This window comes from Streptomyces gobitricini (assembly GCF_039532985.1).
In the GTDB taxonomy this organism is placed as follows: Bacteria; Actinomycetota; Actinomycetes; order Streptomycetales; family Streptomycetaceae; genus Streptomyces; species Streptomyces gobitricini.
Map to the genome: position 1 here is coordinate 15724 of NZ_BAAASR010000032.1, position 21556 is coordinate 37279.

Below are 21556 nucleotides of genomic sequence, written 5' to 3' on the forward strand. Positions count from 1 at the left end.
GTAAAAGGAAACGAGGAGCCGGGAACGAGAGGACGAACCTCTTGTCGGATCGTTCAACGATCCCTACCTTGGGGACACCGCACCGATCCGCTTCACCCTCCACCGCTCAGTCCCGCCTCCCCCACTGCGAGGTGCAGATGAGTACGACCCAGACCCCTCGGCCGGCCAAGGGCGAACTGCCCGACGACACCGGAGCGTTCGCCTGGCTGCGCGCCCTCGGTCCACGCGGCCGGCGCGCCTTCGGCGGCGCGTTCGGCGGCTACGCCCTGGACTCCTACGACTTCTTCACGCTGCCCCTGAGCATGGTGGCGATCTCCGCGTACTTCAGCCTGAGCAGCGGCCAGACCGGCCTGCTCACGACCGTCACTCTCGTCGTGTCGGCCGTCGGCGGCGTCCTCGCGGGCATCCTCGCCGACCGGATCGGCCGGGTGAAGGCGCTGATGATCACCGTCATCACCTACGCGCTCTTCACCGTCCTGTGCGGGTTCGCGCCCAACTACGAGACGCTGCTGGTCTTCCGCGCCCTCCAGGGGCTCGGGTTCGGCGGCGAGTGGGCGGTCGGTGCGATCCTCGTCGCCGAGTACGCCTCCGCCAAGCACCGCGGCCGGACCCTCGGCGGCATCCAGAGCGCATGGGCGGTCGGCTGGGCCCTGGCGGTCATCGTCTACACGCTGGTCTTCCACTTCCTCGACCCGGACACCGCGTGGCGCGTGATGTTCTGGACGGGCGCCCTGCCGGCGCTGCTCGTGATCTGGGTCCGCCGGAACGTCGAGGACGCCCCGCACGCCGCCGAGATCCGCAGGTCCAGCGGCGAGCGCGGCTCCTTCACCGCCATCTTCCGGTCAGGCATGCTGCGGATCACGTTGTTCGCCACACTGCTCTCCACCGGCGTCCAGGGCGGCTACTACACCCTGGCCACCTGGGTGCCGACGTACCTCAAGAACGACCGCGGACTGACCGTCGTCGGCACCGGCGGCTATCTGACCTTCCTGATCTCCGGCGCCTTCATCGGCTACCTGACGGGTGGTTACCTCACCGACCGGCTCGGGCGGAAGCGCAACATCGTCATCTTCGCCGTCCTGTCGGCGGTGTGCATCCTCGCGTACACCAACATCCCCTCCGGGGCGAACGGCCTGGTCCTCGTCCTGGGTTTCCCCCTGGGGTTCTGCATGTCGGCGATCTTCAGCGGGTTCGGCTCGTTCCTCGCCGAGCTGTACCCGACGGCGGTACGCGGCACGGGGCAGGGGTTCACGTACAACACCGGCCGCGCGGTGGGCGCCTTCTTCCCCACCCTCGTCGGTTTCCTCGCCGGCAGCTGGGGCGTGGGCGGAGCGCTGGTCTTCGGCGCGGTCGGCTACGGCATCGCCGTACTGGCCCTGCTGGGCCTGCCCGAGACACGCGGCCGCGAGCTCAGCTGACACACCAGTAGGGAGACACCACCATGACCTGGGCCTCGATCGACCTCAACGCCGACCTGGGAGAGGGCTTCGGACGCTGGCGGCTGACGGACGACGAACAGCTCCTGTCGGTCGTCACCAGCGCCAATGTGGCCTGCGGCTTCCACGCCGGTGACGCCGTCACCATGCGGCGCGTCTGCGAACTCGCGGCCGGGCGCGGGGTACGGATCGGCGCCCAGGTCTCCTACCGCGACCTCGCCGGCTTCGGGCGGCGCTCCATGGACGTCCCGTACGACGAGCTGGCCGCCGAAGTGGCGTACCAGATCGGTGCCCTGGAGGTGTTCGCCAGGGCGGCCGGCGCGCGGGTGTCCTACGTGAAACCGCACGGGGCCCTCTACAACCGCGTCGTACGGGACGAGGGGCAGGCACAGGCGGTGGTGGACGGGGTGCTGCTGACCGGTGAGCGGCTCCCCCTGCTGGGGCTGCCCGGCTCCCGGCTGCACGAGGTGGCCGAGAAGGCCGGACTCCCGGTGGTCACCGAGGGGTTCACCGACCGTGCCTACACCGCCGACGGCACGCTCGTGCCGCGCGGCGAGGAGGGCGCCGTCATCACCGATCCGGCGGCCGTCGTGGAACGATCCGTGTCCTTGGCCCGGTTCGGTGTGATCACCTCCCGGTGCGGGCGCTCGGTGCCCGTCCGCGCCCGGTCGTTGTGCCTGCACGGCGACACCCCCGGCGCGGTGGGCCTGGCCCGCCGCGTGCGGACGCAGTTGGAGGCCTCCGGTGTCCGCGTGGAGGCCTTCGTATGAGGACCGTCGGGGTGGGCGAGCGGGCCCTGCTCGTCGAGTTCGACGGCGGCGAGGAGGCCGAGGCCTTCCACGCCGAGCTGCTGCGCCGCCGAGCGGCCGGTGCGCTGCCCGCCGTGACCGAGATCGTTCCGGCGGCGCGGACGGTGCTGCTGGACGGCGTGGAGGAGCCCGGGCGGCTCGCCGCGCTGATCGCCGGGTGGGAGGTCGCGCCGGCGCACGCACGCGTGGAGCCGGTCCTCGACATCCCGGTCCGGTACGACGGGCCCGATCTCCCGGACGTCGCGGCGCTGTGGGGCGTGACGCCGCAGGAGGCGGCGCGGATCCACTCGGCGGCCGGGTTCCGGGTGGCGTTCTGCGGCTTCGCGCCCGGGTTCGGCTACCTGACCGGTTTGCCGGAGGGGTACGAGGTGCCCCGGCGGGCCACCCCGCGCACGGCGGTCCCGGCCGGCTCGGTGGCGGTGGCGGGCCCCTACACGGGGGTGTACCCGCGTGCGTCGCCGGGCGGCTGGCAGCTCATCGGGAGGACGGACGCGGTGCTGTGGAACCCCGAGCGGGAACCCGCGGCGCTGCTGTCGCCGGGCACCCGGGTCCGGTTCGTCCCGCAGGACGTGCCCCGGGACGTGAGGGGCCGATGACCGACCGGGCCTTCGCCGTGGTACGGGCCGGGGCGCTGACCACCGTGCAGGACCGGGGGCGCTCCGGCCACGCCCACCTGGGGGTGCCGCGCTCGGGCGCCCTCGACCCGTACGCGAGCGCCCTGGTCAACCGGCTGGTCGGCAACCCGGCGGAGGCGGCCGTGCTGGAGACCACGGTCGACGGGTGCGCGGTGCGGCCGCGCTGCGCGGTGACCGTCGCGGTGGGCGGCGCTCCGTGCGCCGTCAGGGTGGACGGGCGCCCGGCCGCGTGGGGTGCGCCCGTGCGCGTTCCCGCGGGCGCCGTGCTGGAGGTGGGTGCGGCGGTGAGGGGCCTGCGCTCGTACGTGGCGTTCGGCGGGGGCGTCGCGGCGGAGCCGGTGCTCGGCAGCCGCTCCACGGACCTGCTCTCGGGGCTCGGCCCGGCACCCCTGCGGGACGCGGCCGTGGTCCCGCTCGGACCGGAACCCGCGGGCGGGCCCGGCCCCGACGTCGTGCCCTGGCCGGCGGCGCCCGGGGAGCTGGTGCTGCGGGTCCGGCTGGGCCCGCGTGACGACTGGTTCACGAGCACGGCCCTGCGCCTGTTCGGCACGCGCGCGTACCGGGTGTCACCGGCGAGCAACCGCATAGGGCTGCGTACCGAAGGCCCGCCCCTGGAGCGTGCCGTGGCCGGCGAGCTGCCCAGCGAGGGCATGGTCCTCGGCGCGGTCCAGGTCCCTCCGGACGGGCGCCCGGTGGTGTTCCTCGCGGACCATCCCACGACCGGCGGCTATCCGGTGGTGGCCGTGGTCCGCGAGCGGGACCTGGCGGCGGCCGCGCAGGCCGTGCCGGGAACACCGGTCCGCTTCATCGCGACCCGGTAGGGCGCGCGGCGCTGCGGAGGGGAGCCCCGTAGCCGCCGCCTCCGGGGGTCGCGACCACCAGCACGTCTCCGGGGGCGACGTCCACCACGTCCACGCCCTCCAGCCTCCGGACGGTTCCGTCGGCGTACTCCACCGCGTTCTCGCCGAGCGCCCCGGGAGCACCGCCCGCCATGCCGTACGGGGGGACTCTCCGGTGCCCGGTGAGGAGCGTCACCGTCATGGGCTCGAGGAACCGGATGCGCCGTACGACGCCGTTGCCGCCGCGCCACCGGCCGCGCCCACCGCTGCCGTCCCGTATCGCGAAGGCGTCCACCCGGACCGGGTGGCGCCATTCCAGGACCTCGGGGTCGGTGAGGCGTGAGTTGGTCATATGGGTCTGTACGGCGTCGGCACCGTCGAAGCCGTCCCCGGCTCCCGCGCCGCTCGCCACCGTCTCGTAGTACTGCACGCGGTCGTTGCCGAAGGTCAGGTTGTTCATGGTGCCCGAGCCCTCCGCCTGGACGCCCAGCGCGGCGTACAGGGCCCCGGTCACGGCCTGCGAGGTCTCCACGTTGCCCGCGACGGTCGCCGCCGGGTGGGCGGGGGCGAGCATCGAACCGTCCGGCACCCGTACGTCCAGCGGTTCCAGGCAGCCGCTGTTGAGCGGGATGTCGTCGTCGACGAGGGTCCGGAACACGTACAGGACGGCCGCCATGACCACGGACGTGGGAGCGTTGACGTTCCCCGGCTGCTGCGGTGACGTTCCGGTGAAGTCCAGGACGGCGTCGCGGCGCTCGTGGTCGACGCGGAGGGCCACCTGGATGACGGCGCCCCCGTCCGTCTCGTACCGGCAGGAGCCGTCCCGGAGGGTGGCGACGATCCGCCGCACGGACTCCTCCGCGTTGTTCCTCACGTGTCGCATGTACGCGTGGACGACGTCGAGGCCGTACCGGTCGGCCATGTGGCGCAGTTCGTCGACGCCCTTCTCGTTGGCGGCGATCTGGGCGCGCAGGTCGGCGAGGTTGGTGTCCGGGTCCCGGGACGGGTACGGGGCCTCGGTGAGGAGCCTCCTGGTCTCGTCCTCGCGCAGCCGGCCGTCCCGCACCAGCAGCCAGTTGTCGAAGAGGACGCCCTCCTCGTGGATGCTGCGGCTGAAGGCCGGCATGGACCCGGGGGTGGTGCCACCGATCTCGGCGTGGTGGCCTCGTGAGGCGACGAGGAAGCGCAGGTCGCCCGGTGGTCCGAAGACGGGCGTCACGACCGTCACATCGGGCAGGTGGGTGCCGCCGTGGTACGGGTCGTTGATCGCGTACACGTCTCCGGGGCGCATGGTGCCCGCGTTGCGCCGCAGCACCTCCTTGATGGACTCCCCCATGGACCCGAGGTGGACCGGGATGTGGGGCGCGTTGGCGATCAGGTTGCCGTCCGCGTCGAAGAGCGCGCAGGAGAAGTCGAGGCGTTCCTTGATGTTGACCGAGTGGGCCGTGTTCTCCAGTCGGACGCCCATCTGTTCGGCGATGGCCATGAAGAGGTTGTTGAACACCTCCAGGAGGACCGGGTCGACGTCCGTACCGACGGCGCTCCGGCTCGGCCTGGGGCGGGCCCGTGTCAGGTGCAGATGACCGGTCGGGGTGGCGAGGGCCTGCCAGCCGTCGTCGACGACGGTGGTGGCGTCGGCCTCGGCGATGACGGCCGGTCCCGGCACCGTGCCGGCCGGACGGATGTCCTCCCTCCGGTACAGCGGGGTGTCCCGCCAGGCGCCGGCCACGAAGGTCGTCACGGTGGCGTGCGGCCGCGGCCGGCCCTCCGCAGGGGGGTTCGGGGCGTCGAGGGGGTGCCGCGCGCCGGCCCGGCCGACCGCCTCCACCGAGACGGCCTCCACCACCAGCGGCTTGTCCATGGTGAAGGCGTACCGCGCGCGGTGAGCCTCCTCGAACGCCTCCCTCATGGCCTCGGCCGAGTCGAGGGGGACGGGCAGGCTCGCGTCCGTTCCGGCGTAGCGGATCAGCACGCGCGCGTGAGTGGTGATCGCGCCGGGGGGCAGACCGTCGGCGCGCAGTTCGTCGGCGGTGCGCTCGGCGAGCCTCCCGCAGAGGTCCTCCACGCGCGCATGGAGGGGGGCGTCCAGTTCCGCCTCGACGGACTGCTGGCGCGTGGCGGTTGCGTCGGCGAGCCCGATGCCGTACGCGGAGAGCACGCCGGCCAGCGGCGGCACCAGGACCGTGTCGACACCGAGGGCGTCGGCGACGGCGCACGCGTGCTGGCCGCCCGCCCCGCCGAAGCTGGTCAGCGCGTAGCGCGTGATGTCGTGGCCGCGCTGTACGGAGATCTTCTTGACGGCGTTCGCCATGTTGAGGACGGCTATCTCGAGGAAACCGGCGGCGACCTCCTCGGGTGCGGGGTCCGTGCCGGTGTGCCGCCGCACCTCCTCCGCGAGGGCGGTGAAGCGGGTGCGGGCGACCTCGGCGTCGAGCGGCTGGTCACCGTCCGGCCCGAAGACGGCGGGGAAGTGCTCCGGTTGCACGCGGCCGAGCATCACGTTGGCGTCGGTCACCGTCAGCGGGCCGCCGCGCCGGTAGCAGGCGGGGCCCGGGTCGGCGCCGGCCGAGTCGGGGCCGACCCGATAGCGCCTGCCGTCGAAGTGGAGGACCGACCCGCCGCCCGCCGCGACGGTGTGGACGCTCATCATGGGCGCGCGCATCCGTACGCCCGCCACCTGGGTGCCCAGCTCGCGCTCGAACTCGCCCGCGTAGTGCGACACGTCGGTGGACGTGCCTCCCATGTCGAAGCCGATCACCCGCGCGAAGCCCGCCTGCTCGGACGTACGCGCCATACCCACGACCCCGCCCGCGGGGCCGGACAGTACGGCGTCCTTGCCGCGGAAGTGGGCGGCCTCGCGCAGTCCGCCGCTCGACTGCATGAACAGCAGGCGCACCCCGGCGAGTTCGCTCGCCACCTCGTCGACGTACCGCCGCAGGATCGGAGAGAGGTACGCGTCGACGACCGTGGTGTCACCGCGCGGCACCAGCTTGATCAGCGGGCTGACCTCGTGCGAGCAGCTGACCTGCGTGAACCCGGCCGCCCGGGCGGCCTCGGCGACACGCAGCTCATGGTCGGGACGGCGGTAGCCGTGCATGAGGACGACCGCGGCGCTCCGGAAACCGTCGTGGTGGGCGGCCTGCAGCCGCTCGTCCACGGCGGGCGCGTCGAGCGGCCGGACGACCGTGCCACGGGCGTCGACGCGCTCGGGGACCTCGATGACCCGGTCGTACACCGCTTCCGGGAGCAGGATGCGCCGGTCGAAGATTCGCGGCCGGTTCTGGTAGGCGATGCGCAGCGCGTCGCGGAAGCCCTCGGTGATGAGCAGGACGGTGGGCTCTCCGCGTCGCTCCAGGAGGGCGTTGGTGGCGACCGTGGTGCCCATCTTGACGGTGGCGATCCGGTCCGCCGGTACGGGTTCGCCCGGCGCGAGCCCGAGGAGGAGCCGGATGCCCGCCACGGCCGCGTCCCGGTACCGGGCGGGATCGTGGGAGAGCAGCTTGCGGGTGACCAGGTGCCCGTCGGGCCTCCGGGCCACGATGTCGGTGAAGGTACCGCCGCGGTCGATCCAGAACTCCCAGCGCCCGGTCATTGCTCCATTGTGGCAAGGGGGGCCCGCGCGGGCACGGTCCGCCGCACGCGCGCGTGCGGCGTCCGCCACGGCGCGGCGCCGCGTCACCGGTGGCGCCCTCGCAGGGGCCGGTCAGGTGACGCCGGGGCGTCCTGGAACGGCCGCGGCCGTCGTGGAACGGCGCCAGCCGTCGTGGAGCGGCTCCCGACCTCCGGGCCCGGGTCCCGCCCCGCGCGGCTCCGGCGACGTGTGCCTTTCCGTACGGGGGACGGCCCATGAGCGGTTGCCCGCGCGTCCCCGCGCGTCACACCTTGGGCAGGTCCGGGCCGATCCTGCTCCGTACGGCGCTCTGCACCTCGTCCTCCTCGGCGGGGTCCGCGGCGAGGCGGCGCAGCCGCTCGGCCACGCGTACGTCACCGGTCTCGGCGTGCAGGGCGGCGACCTCCCTGGTGGTCTCCTCGCAGTCCCACAGGCACTCGACGGCGAAGCCGGTCGGGAAGGAGGGGTCCGTGGCGGCGAGGGCGCGGGCCGCGCGCCCCCGCAGCTGCGACGACGCGGTTTCACGGTAGATGTGACGCAGTACGGGCGCGGCGCAGGCCACACCCAGCCTGCCGGTGCCGTCGACGAGCGCGTAGAGCGACTGCGCGTCGGGGCCGTCGGACCGTACCGCCTCGCGCAACGCCCCGAGGACGAGCGCGGCGTCGCGGGCGTCACCCCGGCAGGCGAGCACGCCCGCCGCCGAGGCACCCAGCGGGTCCGGCCGGTGTGCCCAGCCGCGTGCGCGGTCGACGGCCTCGTCGCCGCACATGCGCTCGAAGGCGGCGACGGCCGCCTCCGCGACGACGCGCGAGTCACTGACCGCCGCGGCCTCGATGAGGTCGAGCACGACGGGGTCACGCGCCTCGGCGAGGTAGTGCAGGGCGGCGCAGCGGGCGCCGTCCGGGCCGCGGCGGGCCGCTTCGACGATGAGCGGGCGGTCCTCGGGGCCGGCGACGGCGGTGAGACATCGGGCGGCCGGCACGTGGAGCGCGGAACCGCGCTCCAGCCCCTCCTGGGCCCACTCGAAGACCGCCTGGACGCTCCAGCCGGGCCGGGGCCCGGTGGGGCGCAGCTGGCGCTGCCAGCGGTCGAAGGAGCCCTGCTCCCGGGCCGCGCGCACCCGGGCGCCGATCGTGTCCCGCCGGTCGTCGGCCCACAATCGCCACGGGCGCGGCTCGAAGGCGTCCCGTACGGCGGCGGCCAGCTCGGCGTCGCCCTCGGGGGTGGCGGGGAACCTGGCGAGGACGGGGGCGGCGAGGCCGCGCAGTGCGGAGTCGTCGTCGCGCAGGGCCAGCTCGTCGAGCGCCCACGACCAGTTGGTCCCGGTGGCGGCGTACCGGCGGAGCAGCACGAGGGCGTCCTCACGGCCGTACGCGGCGAGGTGGCCGAGAACGGCGAGCGCGAGACCGGTCCGTGACTCCTCGGTGTCGAGGTGGTCCTCGGCACCGAAGAGGTGGGCCTCGATCTCCTCGAGCCCGCCGTGCAGATCCAGATAGAGGCGTGCGTAGTAGAGGGAGCGGTTCTCGACCTGCCAGTCCTGGCGGGGATCGTGGAGAACACAGTGGCCGAGGGCCGCGAGGGCTTCCGCCCGTGGCGCGGCCAGCGCGTGCAGCGTGCCGTCGCCGCGACCCCTCTGCAGCAGGCCGAGCAGCGTACCGCTCGGCGCTATGACTGGATCGAACATGGGAAATGCCTCACATCAAGCTGTCGACGCACCCGGAGGAGACCGGGGACCCCGGGGTGGCCGGGGAACGGTGATTACCTAGGCCGCGCAGCAACATGTGGAGCCGCCCGTCGTCTTCCGCTTGGTGATGACCATCTTCCTCTGCCTCTCGTCGGTGGCCCCGTGCGGGCCCGACGCCATGATGACCCAGCCATTTCGCCACCGCGACCACATTTACGGCACCGCTCTCACCTGGCGTTCAGCGCCCGTTCACCGGGCCCCGAAGAGCTCCAGGAGGTGTGTCTTCCCAAACATCCTGGCGGTATCCACGGCGGACGGAGTTCCGGCTTCCGGATCGGCCCCGGCGGCCAGGAGGTCACGGACGATGGTGTCCTCGCCCTTGAAGACGGCGCCGGCGATCGGCGTCTGGCCCCGGTCGTTGATGCGGTTGGGGTCGGCGCCCCGCTCCAGGAGGGCCGCCACCGCGTCCTCCTGACCGTGGTAGGCGGCGAGCATCACCAGGGAGTCGCCCTTGTCGTTGGTGAGGTTCGCGGGCACACCCGCGTCGACGTAGGCGGCGAGCGCCTCGGCGTCGCCCTGCCGTGCCAGGTCGAAGACCTTCGACGCCAGCTCGATCACCTCGGGATCCGGGGTTTCACTCATCGGACGTACCGCCTCTCAACTCGTTGACGCGCCATGGACGCCATGGACGCGCGCGGCCTCGAGAGCCGCGTTGACCTGCATGGACCCGGTTGCCCCGGTACGCACGGCGGGAGCGCCGTACGAGTGAACCGACAGGGTACTGCCCGGCTGTACACATGACCCGGCCCGCCGGTGGCAAAGGATGGCCCGCGGCACGCAGGCGTGCGCCGCACGGCCGACCATCCGCCAATGAAGTGAAAAGAGCATAATTTCACCCATTTGCATCTTTAATCATATAGATACTTGCTGTGAGGCTGGAAGAACTGAAGGTGACTGTCCCCTCACCCAGGAGATCCCCTCATGATCCTGTCCATCTCAGGCGTGGTTCTGCTCGGCATCATCGTCTTCCTGTTCTTCAGGAAGGACGGGCTCAAGGCCTCCCACGCCCTCGTCTGCTCACTCTTCGGCTTCTACCTCGCGGGCACCGCGATCGCGCCCAGCATCACGGCGGGCGGCGCCAGCCTGGCCAGCCTGCTGGGCGGGATCAAGTTCTGACCCGCAGCGGCCCCTTCCACGACTTCAGGATCAGGAGTACGACGTGGCCCGGCGCCCTCTTCCGCGCATCTCGAACCTCCCGGGCATCGCGAGCATTCCGAGCAGCGCCACTGCCCGGATCGCCCGCGGTCGGGAAATCGCACGAACGGCCGCCGACGGCGCCACGGACGTCCTCCATCCGCTGATCACGATCACCCGTGGCCTGCGGAAACTGGGCGGGGCCGGACGCGCCAAGTGGGCCGCGACCCCCAAGGAACGGCGCGGTCCCGCGCTGTTCGTGGTCGCGGCCTGCGTGCTGGCCGTCGCGCTCGTCCCGTACGGGCCCCTGCTGGCCCTGGTGTCGGTGATGGGCGCGGCGGCGTGGCACGGGCGCGAGCGCCCGGTCGTGAGGACGGGGCCCGACGAGGCGGAGACCGAGCGGCTCCGGGCGCTGTACGAGGCGCTGGTGCCGTACTTCTCCGTCCCGGAGGACCCGAACCCGCTGTTCACCCACGGCGGTGACTGGGCCACGACGTTCAGCGACTTCACGTTCGACGGCGACGGACGGCCGACCCGCCTGCGTATCACCTACCCGGCGTACTTCACGGACGGCGAGGCGGAGTCCCGGGCGCGGATCGAGCACGTACTGCACGCCAAGTCCGGGCGAGGCCGGGAGTACCTCTTCGACTGGGACGAAGAAGGAAACCAGCTCCTTATGCGAGTGCTTCCGGCGCTCTCCACCTCGGTGGCCGCGCAGCGTTTCGTCACCGTTCCGGGCGAGACGGTACTGGGATTCACGGACCCCGAAGCGGTGCAGCGGACCGTACCGGTCCTGGACGGGGACGAGTCCCGGGACGCCCCGCCCGTGGTGTGGCGCACGGGTCCGCGCTCGACCGAACCGCACCTGCTGGCCGTAGGGCAGCCCGGCAGCGGCACCACCACGCTGCTGCGGTCCATCGCCCTCCAGGCCCTTCAGTACGGCGACATCCTCGTCGTCGAGGGCAGCGGGACCGGCGAGTACGCCTGCCTCACCGGGCGTGCCGGGGTCCTGGCGGTCGAATGCGGGCTGGGCGGCGCGCTGTCGAGTCTGGAGTGGGCGGCGCACGAGACGGAGCGGCGGCTCATCGCGGCCAACCGGGCGCGGCAGGCGGGGCACCCGGCCCCCGAGGACACCAGGCGGCCGCTGTGGATCCTGCTGGACCGGCCGAGCGTGCTGGGCCACCTGGCCGCGGCCGACGGGCGGCTGGACCCGCAGTCACTGCTCCAGGTTCCACTGCGGCACGGCCGGGCGGCCCATGTGACGGTGGTCGTGGCCGAGCAGTTCGACAGCCTGGACACGCTCGGCGAGGCGGTCCTGACCCACACCCGCGCCAGAGTCGTCCTGGGGTCCGCCACGCCCGAGCAGGTGCGGTGGGTCCTGGAAGCCGCCCCGCACACCACACCGATCCCGCACGTCCCGCCCGGACGCGGGTACGCCCGGCTCGGCACGGGGCCGGTGCTCCGGCTCCAGGTCCCGGCGACGCCCGACCCGTACGACGACGCGACGACGGAGGCGCACCGACAGGCCGTCCTGGACCTGCTCCCCGAGCGCCCGCCCGCCCCGGCGCCGCCGCAAGCACCTCGGGCGCCGGAGCCGGCACCCGCCCCGGTGGCCGTACCGGTACCGGCGGCCGTACCGGTACCGGCGGCCGTGCCCGCCGTCGTAGGGGTCCATCCGGACACCGCCGGCGCTCCGGCCCCGGACACCGCCCCTGAAGCCGCCCCTGGACCCGCCCCGGAAGCGGCTCCCGCCCCCGAGTGTCCCCCTCCCCCGCCGCCGCCCGATCCCGAAGCCGCGGCAGGCCCGGGCGCCGCCACAACCCCCGCCCCGGCCACGCCCCCGGCACCCGCCGCAAGTGCGGTTGCAGCCCCGGCACCCGCCACACTTCAAGCACCCGCCACAAGCCCGCCCCCGCCCTCGACCACGCCCCCGGCCACGGGCGGCAGCCCCGGCACCGGCGCCGCCCAGGGCGCCACCGGCTGACACGCCGCACACCTCACGGGCGGACGCCCCGCCTCCACGCGACGGGCGCCCGCCCTCACACGGCGGACGCCCCTGTCACGCCACGAACGTCCGCAGCGACTCGCCCGAGCCGGCGCTCGCGCCCGCCTTCACCAGCCGCGCCGCCGCGGCAAGGCGCACCGCGGCCTCGTCGGCGACCGGACCGGCGACGGTGAAGGGCAGCCGGACGTACCCCTCGAAGGCGCCGTCCACCCCGAAGCGGGGCCCTGAAGGCACCCGCACGCCCACCCGCTCGCCCACTTCGGCCAGCCGGGAACCGGACAGGCCGCCGGTGCGCACCCACAGGGTCAGACCGCCGCGCGGCACCTCGAACTCCCAGTCGGGCAGCTCCCGGCGTACCGCCGCCACCAGCGCGTCCCTGTTCTCCAGCGCCTGAGTGCGCCGCAGGGCGACCGCCTTCTCCCAGCCGCCGGTCCGCATCAGCCAGTTGACGCCGAGCTGCTCCAGGACGGGGGTGCCGAGGTCGGCGTACGCGCGGGCGGCCACCAGCGAGCGGATCACGTCGGGCGCGGCGCGCACCCAGCCGATGCGCATGCCGGCCCAGAAGGCCTTGCTCGCCGAGCCGACGGTGAGCACCGTGCTCCCTGCCGGGTCGAAGGCGCACACCGGGCGGGGCATGTCGAGCCCCTCGTCCAGGTGGAGCTCGGTCATGGTCTCGTCGACGACGAGGACCGTCCCGGCCGAGCGGGACGCGTCGACCAGCGCACGCCGCTGGTCCTCGCCGGCGAGCGCCCCGGTCGGGTTGTGGAAGTCCGCCACGACGTAGGCGAGCCGGGGGGCGGCGTCCCTCAGGACCTGGCGCCAGCGCGGCAGGTCCCAGCCCTCCAGTCCCTCGGACATGGCGACGGGCACCAGGCGGGCACCGGCCTCCCGCATCAGCTGGAGGATGTTGGCGTACGACGGCGACTCCACGGCGATGCGCTCACCGCGTCCGGCGAAGAGGTGGCAGATGGCGTCGATCGCCCCCATGGCACCCGTCGTCACCATGATCTGCTCGGGCATCGTGGGAATGCCCCGTTCCGTGTACCGGTCGGCGAGCATCTGCCGCAGCGCGGGCAGCCCGGCCGGGTAGTCCCCGTGCGTGTGGGCGTACGGCGGCAGCTCCTCGAGGGCGCCCTGGAAGCCGCGGGTGAGCCAGGGCTCGGGTGCCGGCAGGGAGGCACAGCCCAGGTCGATCATGGACCCGAGGGACTCCGGGGGCAGGGGCTCCAGGCCCCGTGCGGGCAGCGGGTTGCCGGCGGGCACGGCCGTCCAGCTCCCGGCGCCCCGGCGCGACTCCAGGAACCCTTCGGCGCGCAGCGCCTCGTACGCGGCGGCGACCGTCGTACGGCTCACGGAGAGCGCGAGGGCCAGCTCCCGCTCGGCGGGGAGCCGGGCGGCGACCGGGACACGCCCCTCCAGCACCAGCAGGCGGATGCCGTCGGCGAGGGCACGGTAGGCGGGCGGCTTCCGGGTGCCGGGGCCGGCCGGGCGGGGCTGCTGCGCGTTGAGCTGTCGGGCCAGCTGGGCGGGGCCCACCGCCGAAGTCCACTCAGCCATGGAATTCAGTCCACCTTCCTCGAATTGGACCTGGTTGGCATCCAGGGCCCGGCCACAGGGTGACATGAGCCAGTCCACCACCATCACCTCGGGGGGCACAACACATGTCGACGACATCCGGCACACCGGATCCCGGCACCGCGCCACGGCACCTGATCCGCCGACTGCTCCAGCTGTACGTCGGACTCACCCTGTACGGGTTCAGTTCGGCGCTGCTCGTCCGCAGCGGTCTCGGCCTGGAACCGTGGAACGTCCTGCACCAGGGGCTCGCCGAACGGACCGGCCTGACCATGGGTGTCGTCCTGACCGCCGTCGGCGCCGCCGTGCTCCTGGTGTGGATCCCGTTGCGGCAGAAGCCCGGCCTGGGCACCGTCTCCAACGTGCTCGTCATCGGCATCGCGATGGACGGCAGCCTGTGGTTCCTCCCCCACGCGCACGGCCTCCTCGCCCAGGTACCGCTGATGGCGGGTGGAATCGTGCTCAACGGGGTGGCCACCGGCCTCTACATCGCCGCCCGCTTCGGCCCCGGCCCGCGCGACGGACTCATGACGGGGCTGCACCGGCTCACCGGCCGCTCCCTGCGCCTGATCCGCACGACGATCGAGGTCGGTGTCGTCCTCACCGGGTTCCTCCTGGGCGGTTCCCTGGGGATCGGGACCGTGCTGTACGCCGTGACGATCGGCCCACTCGCCCAGTTCTTCCTGCGTCTCTTCACCGTCCCCGGCCAGGGCGGCGCCGTCGTCGGTCGACGGGCCGGAAGCACCGTGGTCGCCGCCGGGAAACCCACGCAGGCCATACTGCGGCGGTGACTCGCGTACGCCACCCCTATCTGGACCACCCCTCTCCCCTCATACCCTTCGCCCATCGCGGCGGAGCGGCCGACGGGCTGGAGAACACGGCGGCCGCCTTCCGGCGCGCCGCCTCGGCCGGTTACCGCTACTTCGAGACGGACGTGCACACCACCGCGGACGGCCGGCTCGTCGCGTTCCACGACGCGACGCTGGACCGGGTGACGGACGCCCGCGGCCGGATCCGGGACCTCCCCTGGAGCGAGGTGCGCCACGCGCGCGTGGCGGGCAGGGAGCCACTGCCCCTCTTCGAGGAACTGCTGGAGGAGTTCCCGGACGCCCGCTGGAACGTGGACATCAAGGCGGAGCCCGCGCTGGAGCCGCTGATCGGCGCCGTACGCAAGGCGGGCGCCTGGGACCGGGTGTGCGTCGGCTCGTTCGACGAGGGCCGGGTGGCCAGGGCGCTGCGCCTGGCGGGCCCGCGGCTGGCCACCTCCTACGGGGTACGGGGCGTGGTGGGCCTACGGCTGCGGTCGTACGGGATCCCGGCCGCGCTGCGCGCGGGTGCGGTGGCGGCACAGGTGCCGGAGAGCCAGGGCGGGATCAGGGTGGTGGACCGCCGGTTCGTGAGGACGGCGCACGAAAGGGGCCTCCAGGTGCACGTGTGGACGGTGAACGATCCCGACCGGATGGCCGCGCTGCTCGACCTCGGGGTGGATGGCATCATGACCGATCATCTGGAGACGCTGCGCACGGTGCTGACCGACCGGGGGGTCTGGGTCTGAGCGTGCCTCCCGTCTCCCGTCACGGGGACGAACGAGGGGGACGGGCGTGAGCGACGCCGACACCGCCGACCGGACCGCCGGCGCGGCAGAGCCGCCCGACCGCCGGCGCGAGCAGCACGGCTGGTACTTCTACGATTTCGCGTGCTCCGTCTACTCGACGAGTGTGCTGACGGTTTTCGTCGGCCCGTACCTGACGTCGGTCGCCAAGGCCGCCGCGGACGCGGACGGCTTCGTCCACCCTCTGGGAGTGCCGCTGCGCGCGGGATCGGTCTTCGCGTACGCGGTGTCCGCCTCCGTCGTCCTCGCGGTGCTGGTGATGCCACTGGCGGGTGCGGCGGCGGACCGTACGGGCCGTAAGAAACCGCTGCTGGCGGTGGCCGCGTATCTGGGGGCGTCGGCCACGGCGGGCATGTTCTTCCTGGACGGGGACCGCTACCTCCTGGGCGCCTTCCTCCTGATCGTGGCGAACGCCTCACTGACGGTGTCGATGGCGCTGTACAACGCCTATCTGCCGCAGATCGCCGGACCGGAGGAGCGCGACGCCGTCTCCTCACGGGGCTGGGCGTTCGGCTATACGTCGGGGGCTCTCGTCCTGGTCCTGGACCTCGTCCTGTACACGGGCCACGAGTCGTTCGGGCTCTCGGAGTCGGAGGCGGTGCGGATCTGCCTGGCTTCGGCCGGCCTGTGGTGGGGTGCCTTCACCCTCGTCCCCCTGCGGCGGTTGCGTGACCGGAGGGTGGCGCCCGGCAGTGAGGGCGTGCTCGGTTCCGGGTGGCGGCAGCTGCTGGCGACACTGCGCGACATGCGCAGACATCCGCTGACGCTCTCCTTCCTCCTGGCGTACCTCGTCTACAACGACGGCGTCCAGACGGTCATCTCCCAAGCGTCGGTCTACGGTTCGGAGGAGTTGGGCCTTGATCAGACGACGCTCATCACGGCCGTGCTGCTGGTGCAGGTCCTGGCCATCGCCGGGGCCCTGGGCATGGGGCGGCTGGCGCGGTCGTACGGCGCGAAACGTACGATCCTCGGTTCGCTCGCCGTATGGACGGTGATCCTGGCCGCCGGGTACTTCCTGCCGGCCGGGGCACCGGTGTGGTTCTACGCGCTCGCCGCGGCCATCGGGCTGGTCCTGGGCGGCAGCCAGGCGCTGTCCAGGTCGCTGTTCTCGCACCTGGTGCCGCGCGGCAAGGAGGCCGAGTACTTCTCGGCGTACGAGATGAGCGACCGGGGTCTCAGCTGGCTGGGCCCCCTGGTGTTCGGGCTCGCCTACCAGCTGACCGGTAGTTACCGGGATGCCATCATCTCGTTGGTGGTCTTCTTCGCGCTGGGATTCGTCCTCCTCGCGCGGGTACCCGTGCGGGAGGCGGTGGCCGCGGCGGGAAACCCCGTCCCGGACCGGATTTAGACGCGGAAGTGAAAGGCCGGTAGTATACGCCTTTGGCCTGCCAGGCGGACCGTTACTGCGTGCTCTTGCAGCAAAGACGCTGGGTGACATCTGCTGCCAGATGTGACAAACCGGGCACTGGTGGGTACAACAAGGGGCGGCACGACGGGCGACGCATGACCCGCAACGGGAATCTTTACCGCCGACCGGACGTTGACCGGATGACGACGACAGCGACACCTGTCCTGTGGGCGACAAGCCCGGGAGGCACGATTCATGAGTGAGCGAGCTCTTCGCGGCACGCGCCTCGTGGTGACCAGCTACGAGACCGACCGCGGCATCGATCTGGCCCCGCGCCAGGCGGTGGAGTACGCATGCGAGAAGGGGCATCGGTTCGAGATGCCGTTCTCGGTCGAGGCGGAGATTCCGCCGGAGTGGGAGTGCAAGGTCTGCGGAAGCCAGGCACTCCTCGTTGACGGGGACGGCCCCGAGGAGAAGAAGGGCAAGCCGGCGCGTACGCACTGGGACATGCTCATGGAGCGGCGCACCCGCGAGGAGCTCGAGGAGGTGCTGGCCGAAAGGCTGGCGGTCCTGCGCTCCGGCGCCATGAACATCGCCGTGCATCCGCGCGACAGCCGGAAGTCCGCGTAAGCGAACAGAAGCGACCGCGTACACAGCGAGCGCATACAAGAGCAAGAGCCGCGGGGCGGCGGTACACCAGGTGTACCGCCGCCCCGCGGCTTCCTGCCGTACGCCCGTGCCGGACGCCCGGCTCGATCAGCGGTTCAGCGGCGGCCGGGGGCCCTCGTCGTCGTAGGCGCCGGGCCGGCGGGGCGTGTCGTCACGGATGACCTCACCCTCCACGACCTTGCCGTCGGGACGGTGCATACGAGCCTTCTGGAAGGCGTCGTCCAGGGATCCGTAACCGGCCACGGCCGCCCGCATACGGCGTTCCAGGGTCCGCTCCGCGTACCGTCCGGCCCACGTGCGCACACCGGGCACCAGGAGCAGCAGCCCCGCCACGTCGGAGATCAGGCCCGGGATCATCAGCAGCAGCCCACCGAGCATGAGGAAGCCGTTCCCGGTGCTCGCCCGGTCCGGGCCGGCGGGGGACGTGGGCGCGGCGCCCGGCTGCCGCTGCTGGAGCGTCTCGGTCAGCGTACGGAAGGCGCGGCGCCCGGCACGCTTGATCACCGCGGCGCCGAGCACGCCACCGCCGACGAGCAGGGCGAGCACGGTGAGGCCACCGGCCGCATCCGCCACAAGGGTCAGCAGCCAGATCTCCAGTACCAGCCAGGCGGCGGCGCCGAGCGCGACGGTGCGGGCGCGTGAGCGCGGTTTGCGGGCGGGAGGGGGCGGTGAGCCGGTCATCATGTCTCCCAGTGTGCCTGGGGGCATGCCAGGACGGCGTAAAGGCCCTGTCAACGCGTCGGCCGCCGCGACAGGGGCGCGCGCCGGGCAGGTGGCCGGGGCCGGAAGCCCCCGCCGGCCCGTACGCGCCGGGGCGACGGTCGCGGCCACGGGCTCGTCCGCGGGACCGGCCCGTCACCGCCGGACCGGGCTCAGGGCCGCACCCGGCCTTGCCGGACCCGACTCAGGACCGGGCCGCGCCCGGATCGCCGGACGGGCCGGACGAGCCGTTGCCGGACGAGCCGTTGCCGGACGGGCCGGACGAGCCGGCGGAACCAGGACCGTCGGCCGGACCCGCGGACCGGGCGGAGTCCGAGCCGCCGGAGGCACCGGAGGGCCCCGCCACGGAACCCTCACCACCGGACGCGCCCGAGGACTCCGCGCCGGGATCGACGGACGCGCCGGAGGGCCTGGAGCCGGGGGCCGGGCCGGAGGGCCTGGAGCCGGGGGCCGGGGTGGAGGGGGTGCGGCCGAGGAGACGGTCGGCTCGGGAGCCGAGGCCCCACGCCGTGACCCGCCACAGCGCCTCCACGACGATGTCCCGGCTCATCTTGGAGTCGCCGAGCTCCCGCTCGACGAAGGTGATCGGGACCTCGACCACGTGGTACCCGGCGGCGACCGCGCGGCGGGCCAGGTCGACCTGGAAGCAGTACCCCTGGGACGCGACCGCGTCCAGCCCGAGGCCCTCCAGGGTCTCCTTGCGGAAGGCCCGGAAGCCACCGGTGACGTCCCGGATGGGGACGTCGAGCAGGATGCGCGAGTAGGTGCTGCCGCCACGGGAGAGGAACTCACGCGACTTGGGCCAGTTCACCACCCGGCCACCGGGCACCCAGCGGGAGCCCAGGACGAGGTCGGCGCCCTTGAGTGCGGTCAGCAGCCGGGGCAGTTCCTCGGGCTGGTGGGAGCCGTCGGCGTCCATCTCGACGAGGACGCCGTAGCCGCGCTCGATGCCCCAGCGGAACCCTGCCAGGTAGGCGGCGCCGAGCCCCTCCTTGCCCTTGCGGTGCAGGACGTGGACGTGGTCGTCCGCGGCGGCCAGCTCGTCGGCGAGTTTGCCGGTGCCGTCCGGGCTGTTGTCGTCGGCGACCAGGACGTCGACATCGGGCACGGCGGCGCGCACCCGGGACACGATCGGCTTGATGTTCTCGGCCTCGTTGTAGGTCGGGATGATCACCAAGGCTCTACCGAGCGGGCCGTAGCGCCTCTGGCCACCGTCGTTCACTGCTGCCCCTTACGTCCGTACACGGATCACCACCATAGCGAGCCCCTGGCGGGGCCCGTCGCGGCGGCGGTACGGAAAGCGCCGGGACCGGCCCGAACGGGACACGGAACGGCACGGGCGCGAGGGGGGGCCCGACGTCCTTCGGGCCGACCTGGGGCCCGCTGGCTGCGGGTCGACCGAGAGCCGTTGTCTACTGAACGTCCGGGCCCCACCCGGGTCGCACCTCCCCCGAGCTCCTGGGAGCAGGGGGGACCTCCAGCCGGCAAAAACCTTCCCTCGCCCCCGAGGACGCGGGCGCTGAACCTGGCTCCCAGTGGTGGTGCGCCGGTGCGGCACACCGCCCCATGGCCCAGCGGCGTTCGACGACTGCGTGAAGGCCGGCCGGCCGGACGTCCTGTGGTGGACCCGGCCGAACCTACCCGCCGCCGACCGCTCGCTGTCAACAGCCGTTCCACCTGCGGCGATTGCGAGAAACAGCAGGTCAGAGGGGAAGATCCGCAGGTCGCGGGGGACCCTCCGGAACGACACCGGGAAACCCGGAATGTCCTTACGTCACTCGTTCGGTCGTACGAACACCGTGCGTCCGGAGACGACGGTCCGCAGGCAGACCGGGAGGTCGGCACCAGGGGTCAGATCGGGCAGGCCGGGCGTTCCGGAGCGCGGGTCGGTGGACCAGCGGGCGACACGGTCGTCGGGCGCCTGGACGACCAGCTCCTCGGCGCGCCAGACCGCGTAGTCGGCGGGAGCGCCCGGTACGAGGACGCCGGCGTCGTCCCGGCCGGTGGCCCGCCAGCCGCCCCGGGTGTGGGCCGTGAAGCCCGCACGGACGGAGATGCGGTGCTCCGGCGTGCGGTGGAACGCGGCGGCCCGGACGGTGCCCCAGGGGTCCAGCGGGGTGACGGGGCTGTCGGAGCCGAAGGCCAGGGGCACGCCGGCGCGCAGCATCGCCGCGTACGGGTTGAGGGTGCGCGCCCGTTCGGCGCCCAGGCGCTCGGCGTACATCCCGTCGTCGCCGCCCCATGCGGCGTCGAAGGCGGGTTGTACGGAGGCGGTGAGGCCGAGTTCGGCGAAGGCGGCGATCGTCTCGGGGGTGAGCATCTCGGCGTGCTCGACGCGGTGGCGGGCGGCACGCACGCGTGCCAGGCCGACCGTCTCGGCAGCGGCCCGTACGCCCTCGACGACCGCGCTGACGGCGGCGTCCCCGATGGCGTGGAAGCCGGCTTGGAGCCCGGCCTCGGTGCAGGCGGCGACGTGGGCGGCGACGGCCGCCGCGTCTAGGTGCGCGGTGCCGGTGTGGGCGGCGTCGGCGTACGGCTCGTGCAGGCAGGCGGTGTGGGAGCCGAGGGAACCGTCGACGAAGAGGTCCCCGGCCGCGCCGATCGCGCCCAGTTCGCGGACCCGCCGGGCGTCCTTCTCGCCGGACACCGCCTCGGCCCAGTAGCCGACTACCCGGGGGCCGGGCTCCTCGGCGGCCAGCGCCAGCAGGGCGGTGAAGTCGTCCTCGTCGGAGATCTCGGGGCCCGCGCACTCGTGGACGGTTCCGATGCCGAGGGCGGCCGCGCGGCGCAGCGCCGCCCGCTGTGCCTCGGCGCGCTGTCCGGGTGTGACGGCGGCGTGGGCGGCCGCCCGGACGGCATGGTGGGCGGCGGCGGTGAGCGGCTGGTCCGGGTGGTGGCCGGGCAGTCCGGTGACGCCGGGGACGAGGTCCAGGAGGGCGGTGGTCACGACCGCGGAGTGGACGTCGACGCGGGGCAGGTAGAGCGGCCGCCCGCCGGTGGCCTCGTCGAGTTCGGTACGGGACGGGGGGCGTCGTTCGGGCCAGCGGGCGGCGTCCCAGCCGTGCCCGAGGAGGACCTTGTCGGTGGGCCGGGCGGCGCTGTGGGCCCGTACGCGCTCCAGGGCTTCGGCGAGCGTACGGGCGCCCGACAGGTCGAGGCCGGTGAGGGCGAGACCGGTGGCCGTGGTGTGGACGTGCGCGTCGGTGAAGGCGGGGGTCACGAGGGCGCCTTCGAGATCGATCACCTCGTCCACGCCGGAGGCGAAGGCGTCGGCCGCGCCCTCGGATCCCACCCAGGCGACATGGCCGCGTTCGACGACCATCGCGGTGGCGAAGGGGTCGGCGGGGCTGTGGACGTCTCCACCGCGCAGGAGCACGGTGCGGTGTTCGCTCTCGGTCATGGTGACCAGCCTAAGTACGT

16 protein-coding genes and 1 pseudogene are annotated in these 21556 nt (G+C 73.3%); 10 read left to right on the forward strand and 7 right to left on the reverse strand.

Annotated elements, in window-relative coordinates:
* Positions 1 to 137 precede the first annotated feature (137 nt).
* The 4 genes from ABD347_RS25825 to ABD347_RS25840 are packed head-to-tail and all read left to right on the forward strand — an operon-like array spanning position 138 to position 3701.
* Complete coding sequence (locus tag ABD347_RS25825) at positions 138 to 1418, forward strand: MFS transporter (protein ID WP_344365607.1); 1281 nt, start codon at positions 138 to 140, stop codon at positions 1416 to 1418.
* Between the two features lie 23 nt (positions 1419 to 1441).
* Entirely contained in the window at positions 1442 to 2206 is a 765-nt protein-coding gene (locus tag ABD347_RS25830) for a LamB/YcsF family protein (protein ID WP_344365610.1), read from the forward strand.
* A complete protein-coding gene (locus tag ABD347_RS25835; protein WP_344365612.1) occupies positions 2203 to 2841 on the forward strand; it encodes a 5-oxoprolinase subunit B family protein in 639 nt (212 codons plus the stop codon). Before ABD347_RS25830 ends, ABD347_RS25835 begins: the two co-directional genes overlap by 4 nt.
* Positions 2838 to 3701: a 5-oxoprolinase subunit C family protein gene (locus ABD347_RS25840; protein ID WP_344365614.1), complete on the forward strand. Its 864-nt coding sequence runs from the start codon at positions 2838 to 2840 to the stop codon at positions 3699 to 3701. Before ABD347_RS25835 ends, ABD347_RS25840 begins: the two co-directional genes overlap by 4 nt.
* Here ABD347_RS25840 and ABD347_RS25845 read toward each other — a convergent pair.
* The 3 genes from ABD347_RS25845 to ABD347_RS25855 form a co-directional block, all read right to left on the reverse strand.
* Entirely contained in the window at positions 3685 to 7311 is a 3627-nt protein-coding gene (locus ABD347_RS25845; RefSeq protein ID WP_344365616.1) for a hydantoinase B/oxoprolinase family protein, read from the reverse strand. The genes ABD347_RS25840 and ABD347_RS25845 overlap by 17 nt on opposite strands.
* Before the next feature lie 283 nt (positions 7312 to 7594).
* Positions 7595 to 9013 carry a HEAT repeat domain-containing protein gene (locus ABD347_RS25850; protein ID WP_344365618.1) on the reverse strand — a complete coding sequence of 473 codons (1419 nt, stop codon included), beginning with the start codon at positions 9011 to 9013 and terminating at the stop codon, positions 7595 to 7597.
* Between the two features lie 249 nt (positions 9014 to 9262).
* A complete protein-coding gene (locus ABD347_RS25855; RefSeq protein WP_344365620.1) occupies positions 9263 to 9655 on the reverse strand; it encodes an ankyrin repeat domain-containing protein in 393 nt (130 codons plus the stop codon).
* Positions 9656 to 9994: 339 nt separating this feature from the next.
* On the opposite strand from ABD347_RS25855, the gene ABD347_RS25860 reads away from it, so the two are divergent.
* Together ABD347_RS25860 and ABD347_RS25865 are read left to right on the forward strand one after the other, a co-directional pair.
* Complete coding sequence (locus ABD347_RS25860) at positions 9995 to 10189, forward strand: hypothetical protein (protein WP_128378460.1); 195 nt, start codon at positions 9995 to 9997, stop codon at positions 10187 to 10189.
* 43 nt (positions 10190 to 10232) lie between these two features.
* Entirely contained in the window at positions 10233 to 12191 is a 1959-nt protein-coding gene (locus ABD347_RS25865) for a hypothetical protein (protein ID WP_425575767.1), read from the forward strand.
* Between the two features lie 75 nt (positions 12192 to 12266).
* On the opposite strand, the gene ABD347_RS25870 is transcribed toward ABD347_RS25865, so the two are convergent.
* Positions 12267 to 13769, reverse strand: coding sequence for an SCO1417 family PLP biosynthesis transcription factor (locus ABD347_RS25870; protein ID WP_344365625.1), 1503 nt, complete (start codon positions 13767 to 13769; stop codon positions 12267 to 12269).
* 104 nt (positions 13770 to 13873) lie between these two features.
* Here ABD347_RS25870 and yczE point away from each other — a divergent pair, with 104 nt between their 5' ends.
* From yczE to ABD347_RS25890, 4 genes are all read left to right on the forward strand, one after another.
* Positions 13874 to 14578 carry a membrane protein YczE gene (gene yczE / locus ABD347_RS25875; protein WP_344365627.1) on the forward strand — a complete coding sequence of 235 codons (705 nt, stop codon included), beginning with the start codon at positions 13874 to 13876 and terminating at the stop codon, positions 14576 to 14578.
* On the forward strand, positions 14575 to 15342 hold the full coding sequence (locus ABD347_RS25880) for a glycerophosphodiester phosphodiesterase family protein (protein ID WP_344365630.1): 768 nt from the start codon (positions 14575 to 14577) through the stop codon (positions 15340 to 15342). The genes yczE and ABD347_RS25880 overlap by 4 nt, the downstream gene beginning before the upstream one ends.
* A 46-nt stretch (positions 15343 to 15388) precedes the next feature.
* Complete coding sequence (locus tag ABD347_RS25885; RefSeq protein WP_344365632.1) at positions 15389 to 16747, forward strand: MFS transporter; 1359 nt, start codon at positions 15389 to 15391, stop codon at positions 16745 to 16747.
* 255 nt (positions 16748 to 17002) lie between these two features.
* The gene (locus ABD347_RS25890) at positions 17003 to 17377 is read left to right on the forward strand and encodes an RNA polymerase-binding protein RbpA (protein ID WP_026278069.1); all 375 of its coding nucleotides are present in this window, start codon (positions 17003 to 17005) and stop codon (positions 17375 to 17377) included.
* Between the two features lie 126 nt (positions 17378 to 17503).
* On the opposite strand, the gene fxsA is transcribed toward ABD347_RS25890, so the two are convergent.
* The 3 genes and pseudogenes from fxsA to ABD347_RS25905 all read right to left on the reverse strand — a co-directional run bounded on the left by fxsA (position 17504) and on the right by ABD347_RS25905 (position 21536).
* Positions 17504 to 18100, reverse strand: a complete 597-nt coding sequence (fxsA, locus tag ABD347_RS25895; protein WP_344365635.1) for an FxsA family membrane protein — start codon at positions 18098 to 18100, stop codon at positions 17504 to 17506.
* Between the two features lie 493 nt (positions 18101 to 18593).
* Positions 18594 to 19358: pseudogene (locus ABD347_RS25900) on the reverse strand (polyprenol monophosphomannose synthase); the annotation flags it as partial.
* Positions 19359 to 19910: 552 nt separating this feature from the next.
* Positions 19911 to 21536: an amidohydrolase gene (locus tag ABD347_RS25905; protein WP_344365638.1), complete on the reverse strand. Its 1626-nt coding sequence runs from the start codon at positions 21534 to 21536 to the stop codon at positions 19911 to 19913.
* Between the last annotated feature and the right edge of the window lie 20 nt (positions 21537 to 21556).

What these genes read in the sequence shown, in the direction of transcription:
- ABD347_RS25830 (WP_344365610.1), top strand. Translation starts at nt 1,442, where the DNA reads ATGACCTGGGCCTCGATCGACCTCAACGCCGACCTGGGAGAGGGCTTC.
- ABD347_RS25835 (WP_344365612.1), top strand. Translation starts at nt 2,203, where the DNA reads ATGAGGACCGTCGGGGTGGGCGAGCGGGCCCTGCTCGTCGAGTTCGAC.
- ABD347_RS25860 (WP_128378460.1), top strand. Translation starts at nt 9,995, where the DNA reads ATGATCCTGTCCATCTCAGGCGTGGTTCTGCTCGGCATCATCGTCTTC.
- ABD347_RS25855 (WP_344365620.1), bottom strand. Translation starts at nt 9,655, where the DNA reads ATGAGTGAAACCCCGGATCCCGAGGTGATCGAGCTGGCGTCGAAGGTC.
- yczE (WP_344365627.1), top strand. Translation starts at nt 13,874, where the DNA reads ATGTCGACGACATCCGGCACACCGGATCCCGGCACCGCGCCACGGCAC.
- ABD347_RS25870 (WP_344365625.1), bottom strand. Translation starts at nt 13,769, where the DNA reads ATGGCTGAGTGGACTTCGGCGGTGGGCCCCGCCCAGCTGGCCCGACAG.
- fxsA (WP_344365635.1), bottom strand. Translation starts at nt 18,100, where the DNA reads ATGATGACCGGCTCACCGCCCCCTCCCGCCCGCAAACCGCGCTCACGC.
- ABD347_RS25825 (WP_344365607.1), top strand. Translation starts at nt 138, where the DNA reads ATGAGTACGACCCAGACCCCTCGGCCGGCCAAGGGCGAACTGCCCGAC.
- ABD347_RS25905 (WP_344365638.1), bottom strand. Translation starts at nt 21,536, where the DNA reads ATGACCGAGAGCGAACACCGCACCGTGCTCCTGCGCGGTGGAGACGTC.
- ABD347_RS25850 (WP_344365618.1), bottom strand. Translation starts at nt 9,013, where the DNA reads ATGTTCGATCCAGTCATAGCGCCGAGCGGTACGCTGCTCGGCCTGCTG.
- ABD347_RS25845 (WP_344365616.1), bottom strand. Translation starts at nt 7,311, where the DNA reads ATGACCGGGCGCTGGGAGTTCTGGATCGACCGCGGCGGTACCTTCACC.
- ABD347_RS25890 (WP_026278069.1), top strand. Translation starts at nt 17,003, where the DNA reads ATGAGTGAGCGAGCTCTTCGCGGCACGCGCCTCGTGGTGACCAGCTAC.
- ABD347_RS25840 (WP_344365614.1), top strand. Translation starts at nt 2,838, where the DNA reads ATGACCGACCGGGCCTTCGCCGTGGTACGGGCCGGGGCGCTGACCACC.